Origin of the sequence: Roseateles chitinivorans (assembly GCF_050632145.1) — a bacterium.
Classification (GTDB): domain Bacteria; phylum Pseudomonadota; class Gammaproteobacteria; order Burkholderiales; family Burkholderiaceae_C; genus Roseateles; species Roseateles chitinivorans_B.
On record NZ_CP192577.1, the window covers coordinates 1,412,528 to 1,425,026 of the forward strand.

The 12,499-nt window shown below is 70.6% G+C and carries 13 protein-coding genes; 11 read left to right on the forward strand and 2 right to left on the reverse strand.

Annotated features, from left to right (window positions below):
* Positions 1 to 71 precede the first annotated feature (71 nt).
* Positions 72 to 1,295 carry a hypothetical protein gene (locus ACQ86G_RS06530; protein WP_431259835.1) on the forward strand — a complete coding sequence of 408 codons (1,224 nt, stop codon included), beginning with the start codon at positions 72 to 74 and terminating at the stop codon, positions 1,293 to 1,295.
* Positions 1,296 to 1,343: 48 nt separating this feature from the next.
* Positions 1,344 to 2,198 (forward strand): 23S rRNA (adenine(2030)-N(6))-methyltransferase RlmJ, encoded by an 855-nt coding sequence (locus ACQ86G_RS06535; protein ID WP_088407967.1) that lies wholly within the window; start codon positions 1,344 to 1,346, stop codon positions 2,196 to 2,198.
* A 144-nt stretch (positions 2,199 to 2,342) separates the two neighbouring features.
* Here ACQ86G_RS06535 and ACQ86G_RS06540 read toward each other — a convergent pair whose 3' ends face one another.
* A complete protein-coding gene (locus tag ACQ86G_RS06540) occupies positions 2,343 to 2,984 on the reverse strand; it encodes an NAD(P)-dependent oxidoreductase (protein ID WP_431259836.1) in 642 nt (213 codons plus the stop codon).
* Positions 2,985 to 3,143: 159 nt separating this feature from the next.
* Between ACQ86G_RS06540 and ACQ86G_RS06545 the strand changes: the two genes are divergently transcribed.
* The 4 genes from ACQ86G_RS06545 (at position 3,144) to ACQ86G_RS06560 (ending at position 6,109) form a co-directional block, all read left to right on the forward strand.
* The gene (locus ACQ86G_RS06545) at positions 3,144 to 4,067 is read left to right on the forward strand and encodes a LysR family transcriptional regulator (protein WP_431259837.1); all 924 of its coding nucleotides are present in this window, start codon (positions 3,144 to 3,146) and stop codon (positions 4,065 to 4,067) included.
* Positions 4,057 to 4,908, forward strand: a complete 852-nt coding sequence (locus tag ACQ86G_RS06550) for an AraC family ligand binding domain-containing protein (RefSeq protein ID WP_431259838.1) — start codon at positions 4,057 to 4,059, stop codon at positions 4,906 to 4,908. Before ACQ86G_RS06545 ends, ACQ86G_RS06550 begins: the two co-directional genes overlap by 11 nt.
* 40 nt (positions 4,909 to 4,948) lie before the next feature.
* Entirely contained in the window at positions 4,949 to 5,356 is a 408-nt protein-coding gene (locus tag ACQ86G_RS06555; protein ID WP_431259839.1) for a DUF2000 family protein, read from the forward strand.
* A 78-nt stretch (positions 5,357 to 5,434) separates the two neighbouring features.
* A complete protein-coding gene (locus tag ACQ86G_RS06560; RefSeq protein ID WP_431259840.1) occupies positions 5,435 to 6,109 on the forward strand; it encodes a CAAX prenyl protease-related protein in 675 nt (224 codons plus the stop codon).
* A 60-nt stretch (positions 6,110 to 6,169) separates the two neighbouring features.
* Here ACQ86G_RS06560 and ACQ86G_RS06565 read toward each other — a convergent pair whose 3' ends face one another.
* Positions 6,170 to 6,934 carry a helix-turn-helix domain-containing protein gene (locus ACQ86G_RS06565; protein WP_431259841.1) on the reverse strand — a complete coding sequence of 255 codons (765 nt, stop codon included), beginning with the start codon at positions 6,932 to 6,934 and terminating at the stop codon, positions 6,170 to 6,172.
* Positions 6,935 to 7,093: 159 nt separating this feature from the next.
* Here ACQ86G_RS06565 and ACQ86G_RS06570 point away from each other — a divergent pair, with 159 nt between their 5' ends.
* The 5 genes from ACQ86G_RS06570 (at position 7,094) to ACQ86G_RS06590 (ending at position 12,434) form a co-directional block, all read left to right on the forward strand.
* Positions 7,094 to 8,428, forward strand: coding sequence for an amidohydrolase family protein (locus ACQ86G_RS06570; RefSeq protein ID WP_431259842.1), 1,335 nt, complete (start codon positions 7,094 to 7,096; stop codon positions 8,426 to 8,428).
* Positions 8,429 to 8,568: 140 nt separating this feature from the next.
* A complete protein-coding gene (locus ACQ86G_RS06575) occupies positions 8,569 to 9,039 on the forward strand; it encodes a YiaA/YiaB family inner membrane protein (RefSeq protein WP_431259843.1) in 471 nt (156 codons plus the stop codon).
* Between the two features lie 112 nt (positions 9,040 to 9,151).
* Complete coding sequence (locus ACQ86G_RS06580; RefSeq protein ID WP_431259844.1) at positions 9,152 to 9,616, forward strand: hypothetical protein; 465 nt, start codon at positions 9,152 to 9,154, stop codon at positions 9,614 to 9,616.
* Entirely contained in the window at positions 9,613 to 10,443 is an 831-nt protein-coding gene (locus ACQ86G_RS06585) for a DUF2145 domain-containing protein (protein ID WP_431259845.1), read from the forward strand. The genes ACQ86G_RS06580 and ACQ86G_RS06585 overlap by 4 nt, the downstream gene beginning before the upstream one ends.
* Before the next feature lie 65 nt (positions 10,444 to 10,508).
* Positions 10,509 to 12,434: an MFS transporter gene (locus ACQ86G_RS06590; protein WP_431259846.1), complete on the forward strand. Its 1,926-nt coding sequence runs from the start codon at positions 10,509 to 10,511 to the stop codon at positions 12,432 to 12,434.
* Positions 12,435 to 12,499: the final 65 nt, after the last annotated feature.

Here is a 12,499-nt window from a genome sequence, read left to right on the forward strand (position 1 = left end):
CCGCCTCGGGGACGCTGTCCCCACCTCCGCGCGGCACACCCCCTCCACCGTTCCGACCCGGGAGCCTGTCGATGCCCTTTGGTTCCTCGCTCTCCTCGCTTGAATCCCGGCTCCGCGAGCCGCGCGCCGACATCGGCCGCCGCCGCCTGCTGCAGGCCGGCGCCGCGGTGGCGCTGCCCGCCTGGCTGCTGTCGGTCCAGGCCCAGCGAGGCGGCGCCTCGGGCGCCGTGATGCACGTCGGGCCCGACCATCCGGTGAAGACGCTGGCGGCCGCCGCCTCGCAGGCGAAGGCCGGCATGACGATCGAGGTGCAGGCCGGCGACTACACCGGCGACGTTGCCGTCTGGCCGCAGGACGACCTGACGCTGCGCGCCGTCGGTGGCCGCGCGCGGATGCTGGCCAAGGGTGCGCACGCCCAGGGCAAGGGCATCTTCGTCACCACCGGCAAGCGGATGACGATCGAGGGCTTCGACTTCGTCGGCGCGCGCGTGCCGGATCGCAACGGCGCGGGCATCCGGCTGGAGCGCGGTTCGCTCACGCTGCGCGACTGCCGCTTCCAGGACAACGAGAACGGCCTGCTGGCCGGCAACGACGCGAGCATCGAGCTGCGCATCGACGGCTGCGACTTCGGCCCGATCGCGCCCGGCGAGGGCCGCACGCACAACTGCTACGTCGGCGCGATCGGCAGGCTGTCGGTGGTGGGGAGCTACTTCCACCACGGCGCGTCGGGCCATCTGCTGAAGTCGCGCGCGGCGGTGAACCACGTCTTCTACAACCGCCTGACCGACGAGACCGGCCGCGCGAGCTTCGAGCTCGAGTTCCCCAACGGCGGCGTGGCCCTGGTGATGGGCAACGTGATCCAGCAGAGCCCCTCGAGCGAGAACTACCACCTGGTCGCGTATGGCAGCGAAGGGCTCTCGAACCGCCGCAACGAGCTGCACCTGATCAACAACACGCTGGTCGACCGCCGGCCGGCCGGCGGCGTGTACCTGCGCATGGCGCAGCAGGCGCAGAAGCTGCGGCTGATCAACAACCTGCTGTGCGGCAAGCATGAACTGCCGGCCGGCCCGGACCGCGAGCAGCATCACAACTACTTCGTCGAACTGGACAGCTTCGTCGACGCGGACCGCTTCGACTTCCGCCTGCGGCCGGACTCGCCCCTGATCGGACGCGCGGTGGACGCCGGCGCGGTCGACGGGCAGCTGCTCAAGCCAGTGATGCAGTACCAGCATCCTTGCGGGCTCAAGGAAGTGCCGGCCGGCACCGCGTATTCGCCGGGGGCGTTCCAGGTCTGAGGCCGATGGACAGCTGACGGGCGGCCCGCACCGGGTAAAGTGCCGGACATGCTCGCTTACCGACACGCCTTCCACGCCGGCAACCACGCCGACGTGCTCAAACACCTGGTGCTGGCCGAGGTCCTCCGCTACATGGCGGAAAAGGACAAGCCCTACACCCTGGTGGACACCCATGCCGGTGCCGGCGGCTACGCCCTCGACGGCCGCTACGCCCAGAAGAACGCCGAGCACGCCGGTGGCATCGCCGCGCTCTACGCGCGCAAGGACCTGCCCGAACCGCTGCAGCAATACGTGCAGCTGGTGCACGACTTCAATCCCGGCAAGAAGCTCGAGCAGTACCCCGGCTCGCCGGCCATCGCGCGCATGCTGATGCGCTTCGACGACCGCCTGCGCTGCTACGAGCTGCACGGCACCGATCACCGCATCCTCGCCAGCTACCTCGAGGACCGCGCCAACACGCAAGTCCTGCAGCAGGACGGCTTCGCGTCGCTGAAGGCGGAACTGCCGCCGCCGTCGCGCCGCGGCGTCGTGCTGATGGACCCGTCCTACGAGATCAAGGCCGACTACGGCAAGGTCGTCGCCGCGTTGCGCGAGGGGCTGCAGCGCTTCGCCGACGGCACGATCGCGATCTGGTATCCGCAGCTGCAGACCGTCGAGTCCGCGCAGCTGGTGCAGCGCCTGAAATCGGCCTCCGAGCCCGTCGCGAAGAAGGGCTGGCTGCATGTGCGCCTGACCGTCACCCAGGCCGACGAGCGCGGCTTCGGCATGATGGGCAGCGGCATGTTCGTCGTGAACCCGCCCTTCGTGCTGCACGACAAGCTGGCCGAATGCCTGCCCACGCTGGTGGACACGCTCGGCCAGTACGACGACGCCAACTACCTGCTGGAACAGCAGAGCGCGTGACGCGCTGACGCGTGCCAGCCCGCGCTCACACGACGTCCTCGTCCGGAGCAGCGGATGCCGGTGCCCCCGGCCGCGAATTCCGAGCGGCGAGGAGGAGATTGAGCGGACGGGGGCACCGGCATCCGCTGCGATCGCCGTCCTCGCTCAATGCCCGACGGTGAAGCGGCGGCGGATGTGCTGCGGACGTTCCAGCTCGTCGACGATGGCGACCGCCAGGTCGGCCGTCGAGATGTGCGCCGGGCCGTCGGCGTCCATCACCGGCGTGTCCAGGCTGACGCGGTAGCTGCCGCGGCGCTCGCCCGGTTCGAGGTGCGGCGCCGGCGACAGGAAGGTCCAGTCGAGCGACGACTCGAGGCGGATCAGGTTCAGCGCTTCGCGCGCGGCCAGCGCGCCCTGCTTCCACTGGTCCGGGAACTCCGGCAGATCGACGATCTGCACGCCCGGCGCGGCGTACAGGCTGCCGGCACCGCCGACCACCAGCAGACGCTTCACGCCGGCGCGCTTCACGCCGTCGTAGATCGCGCGGGTGCCTTCCAGGAACTCGGTGTGGATGTCCGCCACCGACCACCCCGGGTTGTAGGCGCTGACGACCGCGTCGGTGCCTTCGACGGCGGCGGCGACCTCGGCGGCCTGCTTCGCGTCGGCCTTCACCACGGTCAGGCCGGCACGGGCGTCCAGCTTGGCCGGATCGCGCGCCAGGGCGACGACCTCGTGGCCGCGGGACAGCAGCTCCTTGAGCACTTCCTTGCCGACGAAGCCGGTGGGGCCGATCAGGGCAACTTTCATGGGGATTTCCTTTCGAGGGGTTCCGGGGAGGCCGGGGAGGCCGGGGATTTCAGGGGAGCGACCGGCGTGTCGCGATGAAGTGAACTGTAGAAACTTCACAATCTCCGCAGAAGTCCTCAGAATCCGACTCCATTCTTTAGACGATCTACACAATCCCCGATGCTGGACCAACTCCGCCGGATGGCCGTGCTGGCGACCGTCGTCGAACAGGGCAGCCTGGTCGCGGCGGCACGGCAGCTGCAGACGACGACCTCCGCCGTCAGCCAGCAGCTGCGCGCGCTGGAGCGCGACATGGGCGTGACGCTGCTGCACCGCTCCACCCGCCGCATCGGCCTGACGCCGGCCGGCGAACGCTTCGTGCAGGGTTGCCAGGCGATGCTCGCCGCCGCGCGCGACGCGCAGACCCAGCTCCACCACCTGCGCGACGCGCCCGAAGGCGAGCTGCGCATCAGTGCACCGGTCGGCGCGGCGCGGCAGATCGGGCCGGCGCTGGCGCCGCTGCTGGCGGCGAATCCGGGGATGAGCCTGCACCTGGAGGTCGACGACGGCTTCACCGACCTGGTGGCCAAGCGCATCGATCTGGCCGTGCGTTTCGGCCGGCTGCCCGACAGCAACTGGGTCGCGCAGCGCATCGGTCAGCGCACGGTCGGCCTGTATGCCGCGCCAGCCTATCTGGCGCGACGCGGCGTCCCCACGTCGATGTCGGACCTGACGCGCCACGACTGGGTGTTCCTGCGCTCCGACACCGGCGCGATCCGCAGCCTCTCGATGGTCGGCCCCGAAGGTCGCGAGGAGGTGCTGCGCGTCAGCCCGCGCGCGAGCAGCAACAACCAGCTCAGCCTGCAGCAGTTCTGCGAGGCCGGCATCGGCCTGGCCCTGCTCAGCGCGGAGGACGTCGATGAATCGCAGGCGCAAGGCCGCCTGCTGCCGCTGCTGCCGGGCTGGAAGCTGCCGACGCTGCCCGTCTACGTGATGACGCCCCAGCGCGATGCGCAGCCGGCCAAGGTCCGGCACGCGATTGAAGCGCTTGCCCCTGCGTTTGCCGGCGCGGCAACCCCCAGGAGCGACCCGGATGGCCGATGACCACTGGATCCAGCTGCGACGCGATCCGCGCACCGGCATCGAGACCGTGCGCGCGCACTTCACCGGCCACGCCTACGACCCGCACGGCCACGACGAGCTGCTGATCGGCGTCACGCAGCAAGGCGTGCAGCGCTTCCGCTGCCAGCGCGCGCTGCACACGAGCACGCCCGGCCGCGCGATCCTGATCGAGCCGGGCGCGGTCCACGACGGTCATGCGCCGGAGGACGCCGGCTTCACCTACGCGATGCTCTACCTGCCGCAGGACTGGACGACGCGGTTGCTGGCGCAGCACGGGCTGGGCGGGCTGTCCGCCCTCCAGCCGGCGTTCCGCGACACGCTGGCGGACGACCCTCGCCTCGTCACGGCGATCGAGGCGGCCTTCGACGCCCTCCACGCCGGTGAGGCGCGTCTGGGCTGCGACCAGACCCTCGACCGGCTGATCGGGCGGCTTGCCCGGCATGTCGGTGTCGCGGACGGACCTGTCCGCGGCGACTCGACCCGGCTGGCGGAGCGCGCCCGCGAGTTCCTCCATGACCGGATGGCCTGGGACGTGGGACTGGACGACCTGGTCGCGCACACGGGGATGGACCGCTTCCGGCTGACGCGGCAGTTCAAGCAGTCCTTCGGCCAGTCGCCCCACGCCTACCTCGTGAGCCTGCGGCTGCGCGCGGCACGGGCACTGCTGGCACGCGGCCATCGGCCATCCGAGGTGGCGACCGAGGTCGGCTTCTCCGACCAGAGCCACCTGGGACGCTGGTTCCAGCGCGCCTACCGCCTCACGCCGGCCGACTACCGTCGCCGCTGCACAAACCTTCTAGACCGGGACCCGGGGCCGACGTGACGATGCGGGCTTCGCAGTTGAAGCACGCCGTGCGACGCCCATGTTTGATACGAAAGTGGCCCTCATCGTCCGGAACGACCTCGCGACCTGGCAGCGCCTGAACGTGACCGCCTTCCTCGCGACGGGGATCGCGGCCGCCGCGCCGGAGGCGATCGGCGAGCCCTACGTCGACGCCCTCGGCCGCCGCTACGCGGCCATGCTGGGCCAGCCGATGATGGTCTTCGAAGCCGACCTCGCCGGCCTGCAGGCCGCGCATCAAAAGGGGCTTGAGCACGACCTGACCCTGGTGCCCTACGTCCACGCGATGTTCTCGACCGGCCATGACGAGGCCAACCGCGCCGCCTTCCTCGCGGAGGACGCCGGGCGGCCCGACCTCGTCGGTCTGGCGCTGCGGGGACCGAAGAAGGCCGTGGACAAGGCGATCAAGGGCCTCCCGCTGCACCGCTGACCGCGGCGCCGACTGCACCGCAGGCAGGCTCTCGGTTGTCCGCATGCCGCCGTCACGGCGCGCCGCTACATTGGCGCCATGCAACTGAGTCAAGCCGCCTGGGCCCGCATCGTCCCGTTCGCCCTTTTCATGCTGCTGCTGGCGCTGCGGGGCGCCTTGCCCGAGCAGAACGCCCTGGGCCTCGATCCGCGCTGGATCTACGCGCTGAACCTCGTCGTTGTCGGCGGCGCGCTGGCGTGGTTCTGGCGCGGCTACGGCGAGTTCGACCGGCAGAACCGGCCGAGCCTGCGCGAGGCCGGGCTGGCCATTGCCGTCGGGTTGATCGTCTTCGGCTTGTGGATCCACCTCGACGCGCCCTGGATGCAGCTCGGCGAGGCCACCGCCGCCTTCGTGCCGATGACGGCGGACGGCCGTGTGGACTGGCCGCTGATCGCCATCCGCTGGCTGGGCGCGACGCTGCTGGTGCCGGTGATGGAGGAGCTGTTCTGGCGCAGCTTCCTGATGCGCTGGATCTCGAGCCCGCAGTTCGAGACCGTCGATCCGCGCGCGGCCGGGCTGCGGGCGCTGGTGCTGTCGACCTTCGTCTTCATGCTCGCGCACACGCTGTGGCTCGCGGCGATCATGGCCGGCGCGGCCTACGCGTGGCTCTACATGCGCACCGGCAAGCTGTGGTGCGCCGTCATCGCGCACGCGGTGACGAACGGCGTGCTCGGGCTCTGGGTGGTCTGGAGCGGACGCTGGGAGTTCTGGTGATCCGCCCGACGATGTCGATGTCGATGCCGTCGCGTGCGCCGGCGCGACGCCGGCCGCCGCTCAGCGCTTGAGCGCCTTCGTCACGGCCGCGGGCCGCTGCAGGTGCTTGAAGCGTTCGAACAGCCAGCAGCGCATGCCCATCACCAGCGTGAACTGGCGCTTCTCCTCGTCGGGCAGCTTCTGGTCCAGCAGGTGCTGGCGCGCGAAGTCCTCGGCGACGCGCTGCAGCCGGTCGCGCAACTCGCGCGCCATGCCCGGGCTGAGCTGGCCGTGGACCAGCATCAGCAGTTCCGCGTCGTTGTCGAAGCCGCCGGCGAAGAAGTCCTGCATGACGTTCTCGCGGAAGAAGGCCATCACCGGCCCCTGCGGCCGCCAGCGGAAGGTCTTCGCGACCTGCAGCCGGTAGCGGTTCAACGGCCGCAGCTCGATGATGCCGAGCCGGTCCAGCTGCGCCAGCGCGCGCGTCACGTCGGCCTCGCCCATCCGGTAGGTCGCGACGATCTGCTCGAAGCTCCACTGGCTCAGGCAGCAGATGGCGGTCAGCAGCAGCTTCTCATCGGCGACCACCTCGCGCTCCTGCTGCAGCGTCAGCTCGCTGCGCAGCGAGGTCGACTGGGCCAGGCGCTGCGACAGCTCGGCGAAATCGGTCTTCAGCACGCGGCAGATCTCGTCGACGCGCGACAGCGGCATCTCGCCGCCCGACGCGAACATGCGCTTCACGCTGGACTCGGACAGGTCCAGCGCCGTCGCCAGCTGCGCGTAGCTGATGCCGGACTGCTTCAGCTCGGCCTTGATGAGATCGATGAGGGATTGCGTGCTCGCCATGGGGGCGGACGTTAGCGCAAGTCGGTGGCGGGATCCCAAGGCGGGTAGCGGGATCCGAGACCGGCCGTCCCGCCCCGCGATACCGCCGCAAGCGGATCGCGTCCGCGGCGGCGCGCGTCCCGACCATCGCGTCCGTTCCAACTTCCACGGGCGCGGACCATGCTCAGCCGACGTCATCTCCTGTGCTGCGGCGCCGCCGCGGCGGCGGGCCTCTTCAGCGCACTCGCGGCCGACGCCGCCGGGCCCCTGCGCAATCCCTGCGGTCATGCCTCGCTGCCGATCCCCGGCGTCGATCCGCAATGGCTGGCGCGGATCTGGGACGGCCTCGACCCCACGCAACTCTGGGACGTCCACGCCCACCTGATCGGCACCGGCGACTCGGGGTCGGGCTGCTGGATCGCACCGTCGCTGTCGCAGTGGTGGCATCCGGTCGAATTCGCGCGCAAGCACGCGATCCTCAACGGCGCCTGCGTCGATCCGCGGTCGGTCGCCTCGGGAGACATCGACCGCGCCTACGTGCGCCGGCTCACCGCGCTGGCCGACGCGTTTCCGGCGGGCGCGCGCTGGCTGCTCTTCGCGTTCGACGAGGCCGTGGACGCGGCCGGCCATCGGCGGCCGGACTGGACGACCTTCCACGTCCCCGACGCGTACGCCCGCGCGGTCGCCGCCGAACGTCCCGACCGCTTCGGCTGGGTCGCCAGCATCCATCCGAACCGGGACGATGCGCTGGAACGCCTGGACCGCGCCATCGCCGGCGGCGCGCTGGCGATGAAGTGGCTGCCGAGCAGCATGGCCATCGACCTGCGCGACGCCCGGCTGCGACCGTTCTACGACCGCCTCGCCGCCGCCCGGCTGCCGCTCATCGTCCATTGCGGCGAGGAGCACGCCGTGCCCGGCGCGGACCGCCAGGATCTCGGCAATCCGCTGCTGCTGCGCGAAACGCTGCGCCACGGCGTGCGCGTGATCGCCGCGCATTGCGCCTCGCTGGGCCACGCGATGGACCTGGACCTCCCGCGCCCGCGCTCCGTGCCCGCCTTCGAGCTCTTCGCCCGGCTGATGGACGAGCCCGCCTGGCGAGGCCTGCTGCTGGGCGATGTCTCGGCGATGTTCCAGTTCAACCGCCGGCCCGAGGTGTGGCGGACGGTGCTGCACCGTCAGGACTGGCACGACCGGCTGCTGCACGGGTCCGACTACCCCCTGCCCGGCGTGCTTCCCCTGGTCCGGCTGCCCCGGCTCGTCCAGGCCGGCGTGCTGGACGAGGCCCACGTCGCTCCTTTGGGGGCATTGCGCGACCACCACCCGTTGATGTTTGATCTCGCCCTCAAGCGGCTCGCCCGCTCGCGGGGGACACGCTGGATCCCGCGGTCTTCGCGACCGCCCGGCACTTCCCCGCGCGGGCGGCGTGAAGGAGGCGCCGGACCCCGGGGCCGACCGCGGCGAGCGGGACCGGACCGGGCGGTAGCACCGATCGATACCGGGACAGGCGGCGGGTGATACTCGCCGCAAATCAGCAGCGGGCCCGGGCCGATGGCGACGACAGTCGCGTCATCGCCAACGGGCACCGCGCCACGGGGCGACGACCCCGGCAACCACACCCGGTCCTGACCGACCGGCACACAGGAGGAAACGACCCCATGACCACCCCGCACATCCGCATCCAGCGCGACACGAAAGCCTGGCGCTACCAGGTGTGGATCTCCTTCGGCATCGGCGTCGCGCTGTGCGCGATCGGCCTGGCCTGGCTGCCCGGCGCCGACCTGGACCGCGCCTTCATGGTCATGGGCTACGTGTTCTGCCTGTCCGCCGCCTTCGCGCTGTCCAAGTACATCCGCGACAACCAGGGGGCCCGCACCGACACGCCGATGTGGGGCCTGGTCGTCTGGAGCGGCTTCGCGCTGGCGATGGCGCTCACCGGCTGGGGCCTGTGGCGCATGGAAGTCCAGCCGGTCTGGAAGGCCTACCTGCTGGTCTGCTGGTTCTACCTGATCTCCAACGTCTTCACGCTCGCCAAGATGCTGCGCGACGCCCATGAGGCCGACCTGGCCGACGCCCGCCTGCCAGGCCGCCGCGACGTCCTGCGCGAAGCGTCCGCCGCCGCCGACTGAGTCCACCGGACCCTGTCGGACCCTCTCGGACCTTCTCCGACGCTTCCGGCCTGACCGCCCTCTTCGCCCTCTTCACCCCCTCCGCCCCTTCGCCCGCTTCCGGAGCTCCCGCATGCCTTCCCTGCTCTCCCCCTCACTCCGCCTGAGCCTGTCCATCCTGGCGGCCGCCACGTTCGCCATCACCGCGCCCGCCGCGCACGCCGAAGGCATGCACCACGGCGGCAGCGAAGCCAGCCTGCTGGTCTCCGCCCTGCCGATCGCCTTCTCCGTGGTGGCGCCGTCGGCGGTCCTGGTCGCCGGCGCCAAGTTCGTCGTCGTGGGCATCGAGAAGACCGCTCGCGGGACCGTCTGGGTGCTGGAACGCGTCTCGGACGGCGTCCGCGTCAGTGTCGAGTTCGTCGGCAGCGCCGTCTCGGGCGCCGCGGCCTCGGCCGGTACCGCCATCGCCGTGACGGCGATCAGCACCGGTTTCGTGCTGTCCGCCGCCAGCGAGGCGGTCGCCTTCATCCCCAACGAGATCGGCACCTCGCTGCTCCACAACGAGCGCATCACCGACAAGGACCGCGTGACGCGATGAGCACCTCCAGCAGCCTGAAGGCGGGCCTGCTCGCGCTTGCGTGCGGCCTGCTCGTCACGGCGGGACCGGCTTTGGCCGGCCGCCCCTGCGAAGACGGCAAGCCGACGGTCGACCAGATCCGCCGCGGCATGGACCTCGCGCAGGCGACCGCCGCCGCGCTGGACCGCAGCGGCGCCGATGTGGTGCTGCTGGCGCGCGCGGGACAGGATCTCGGCGAATACGGGCTGCGCTGGTCGCACCTGGGCTTCGTCTATCGCGAGACGGCGGGCAGCGGCGCCGATGCCAGGTCCGTCTGGCGCGTGGTGCACAAGCTCAACCAGTGCGGCACGGCACTGGCCGACCTCTACCGGCAAGGGCTGGGCGAGTTCTTCCTGGACAACCCGCATCGCTACGAGGCGTCGTTCTCGGTGCTCAAGCCCGAACTCCAGCAGGCGCTGCTGCCGGTGCTGCGCGAGAACGCGCGCGCGGCCGCCCTGCACGCGCCGGACTACAACATGGTCGCCTACCCGTGGTCGCGCCAGTACCAGCAGAGCAACCAGTGGGCGCTGGAGACCCTGGCCGCCGCCGCCGCGCCGCGCGAGGTGCTCAACCGTGCGCAGGCGCAGGACTGGCTCCAGCGCCAGGGCTACCAGCCGTCGGACCTGCGCCTGTCGACCGCGAAGCGCCTGGGCGCGCGCATCGGCATGGCCAACGTCGCCTTCGACGATCATCCGTCCGCGAAGCGCTTTGCGGGCCACATCGAGACCACGACGGCCGACACCGTCTTCAGCTGGCTGACGCGCAGCGGTCACGGCCAGGCGCCGCAGAGCGTCAAGGCCGCGCCCTGACGGGCCTGACGGCCCCGTCCCGGATACTGACCGATCTCCTCCCGACTCCCACAGCGAGCCCTCCCATGAGCGACTCTTCCCACACCAGCCAGTTCGCGCTGCTCCGCCAACGCCGATTCGCGCCCTTCTTCTGGACGCAGTTCCTCGGCGCGGGCAACGACAACCTGTTCAAGTTCGCCTTCACGGTGCTGGTGACCTTCCAGCTGAGCGTCAGCTGGCTGCCGCCGGCGCAGGCGGGCCTGGCGATCGGCGCGCTGTTCATCCTGCCGTTCGTGCTGTTCTCGGCCACCAGCGGCCAGCTCGCCGACAAGTACGACAAGGCGCGGCTGATGCGCTTCGTGAAGTCGCTCGAGATCGTCATCATGGCGCTGGCCGCCTACGGCTTCTACGCGGTCAACGTGCCGGTGCTGCTGGGCTGCGTGTTCCTGATGGGGCTGCACTCGACGCTGTTCGGGCCGGTCAAGTACGCCTACCTGCCGCAGCACCTGAGCGAACACGAGATCACCGGCGGCAACGGCATGGTGGAGATGGGGACCTTCGTCTCCATCCTGCTGGGCAACCTGGCGGGCGGGCTGCTGGTCGCGACGCCGATCGTCGGACCGCAGCACGTGGCGATCGCCTGCGTGGTGGTGGCGCTGCTGGGACGCGCGACGGCGCAGGCGATCCCCGCCAGCCCGTCGACCGATCCGAAGCTCGTCATCAACTGGAACCCGGTCACCGAGACCTGGCGCAACCTGAAGCTCGCCCACAGCCAGCTGGCGGTGTTCCGCTCGCTGCTCGGCATCTCGTGGATGTGGTTCTTCGGCGCGGTGTTCCTGGCCAACTTCCCGTCCTTCGCGAAGGAAGTGCTGCACGGCAACGAGCAGGTCGCGTCGCTGCTGCTGATGGTGTTCTCGGTGGGCATCGGCATCGGCTCGCTGCTGTGCGAGGTGCTGTCGCGCCGGCAGGTCGAGATCGGCCTGGTGCCGCTGGGCGCGATCGGCATGAGCGTCTTCGCGATCGACCTGTACTTCGCCTCGCGCGGGCTGCCGCCGTCGGCGGCGATGGGCGTGGGCACCTTCCTGGCGAATCATGCGCACTGGCGCGTGCTGGCCGACCTGGGCCTGCTGGCGCTGTTCGCCGGCCTGTACAGCGTGCCGATGTACGCGCTCATCCAGATGCGTGCGCAGCCTTCGCACCGGGCGCGGATCATCGCGGCCAACAACATCCTCAACGCGCTGTTCATGATCGCCAGCTCGATCCTGGCGGGCGCGCTGCTGGGCGCCGGCCTGACGATCCCGCAGCTGTTCCTGGTGGTCGGCATCGCCAACGCGGTGGTGGCGTTCTACATCTTCCTGGTGGTGCCGGAGTACCTGCTGCGCTTCTTCGCCTTCGTGCTGTCGCGCCTGATCTACCGCTTCCGCGTCAGCGGCGACCAGCACATCCCGACGCAGGGCGCGGCGGTGCTGGTGTGCAACCACGTCAGCTTCGTCGACGCGGTGCTGCTGATGGCCGCGAGTCCGCGGCCGATCCGCTTCTTGATGGACCACCGCATTTTCCGCGTCCCGGTGCTGGGCTGGATGTTCAAGCTGGCCAAGGCGATCCCGATCGCGCCGCAGAAGGAAGACGCCGCGACCTACGACGCGGCCTTCGCCGCCGCGCAGGCAGTGCTGGACGACGGCGAGCTCGTGGGCATCTTCCCGGAAGGTGGCCTCACGCGCGACGGCTCGCTGCAGGCGTTCAAGGGCGGCGTGATGAAGCTGGTGGAAGGACGTCCCGACATCCCGGTGGTGCCGATGGCGCTGCAGAACCTGTGGGGCTCGTTCTTCTCCCGCGTCGAGCAGGGACAGGCGATGGTGCGGCCGTTCCGGCGCGGGCTCTTCAGCCGCGTGGGGCTGGTCGCGTCGGCGCCGATCGCCGCGAAGGACGTGACGCCCGACCTGCTGCGCGAGCGGGTGGCGGCGTTGCTCGGTCCTGAGGAAGCTGCGGCCTCGCGCCCGGTGAAGGCGTGAGCCGACGCGACTGACGCGATCCGGTAGCCAGCAAGAAGGCCTCCGCAAGGAGGCCTTCTGCTTTC

Excerpts from the sequence above, each read along its gene's own strand:
- ACQ86G_RS06530 (WP_431259835.1), top strand. The coding sequence starts at position 72 with ATGCCCTTTGGTTCCTCGCTCTCCTCGCTTGAATCCCGGCTCCGCGAG.
- ACQ86G_RS06535 (WP_088407967.1), top strand. The coding sequence starts at position 1,344 with ATGCTCGCTTACCGACACGCCTTCCACGCCGGCAACCACGCCGACGTG.
- ACQ86G_RS06540 (WP_431259836.1), bottom strand. The coding sequence starts at position 2,984 with ATGAAAGTTGCCCTGATCGGCCCCACCGGCTTCGTCGGCAAGGAAGTG.
- ACQ86G_RS06545 (WP_431259837.1), top strand. The coding sequence starts at position 3,144 with ATGCTGGACCAACTCCGCCGGATGGCCGTGCTGGCGACCGTCGTCGAA.
- ACQ86G_RS06550 (WP_431259838.1), top strand. The coding sequence starts at position 4,057 with ATGGCCGATGACCACTGGATCCAGCTGCGACGCGATCCGCGCACCGGC.
- ACQ86G_RS06555 (WP_431259839.1), top strand. The coding sequence starts at position 4,949 with ATGTTTGATACGAAAGTGGCCCTCATCGTCCGGAACGACCTCGCGACC.
- ACQ86G_RS06560 (WP_431259840.1), top strand. The coding sequence starts at position 5,435 with ATGCAACTGAGTCAAGCCGCCTGGGCCCGCATCGTCCCGTTCGCCCTT.
- ACQ86G_RS06565 (WP_431259841.1), bottom strand. The coding sequence starts at position 6,934 with ATGGCGAGCACGCAATCCCTCATCGATCTCATCAAGGCCGAGCTGAAG.
- ACQ86G_RS06570 (WP_431259842.1), top strand. The coding sequence starts at position 7,094 with ATGCTCAGCCGACGTCATCTCCTGTGCTGCGGCGCCGCCGCGGCGGCG.
- ACQ86G_RS06575 (WP_431259843.1), top strand. The coding sequence starts at position 8,569 with ATGACCACCCCGCACATCCGCATCCAGCGCGACACGAAAGCCTGGCGC.
- ACQ86G_RS06580 (WP_431259844.1), top strand. The coding sequence starts at position 9,152 with ATGCCTTCCCTGCTCTCCCCCTCACTCCGCCTGAGCCTGTCCATCCTG.
- ACQ86G_RS06585 (WP_431259845.1), top strand. The coding sequence starts at position 9,613 with ATGAGCACCTCCAGCAGCCTGAAGGCGGGCCTGCTCGCGCTTGCGTGC.
- ACQ86G_RS06590 (WP_431259846.1), top strand. The coding sequence starts at position 10,509 with ATGAGCGACTCTTCCCACACCAGCCAGTTCGCGCTGCTCCGCCAACGC.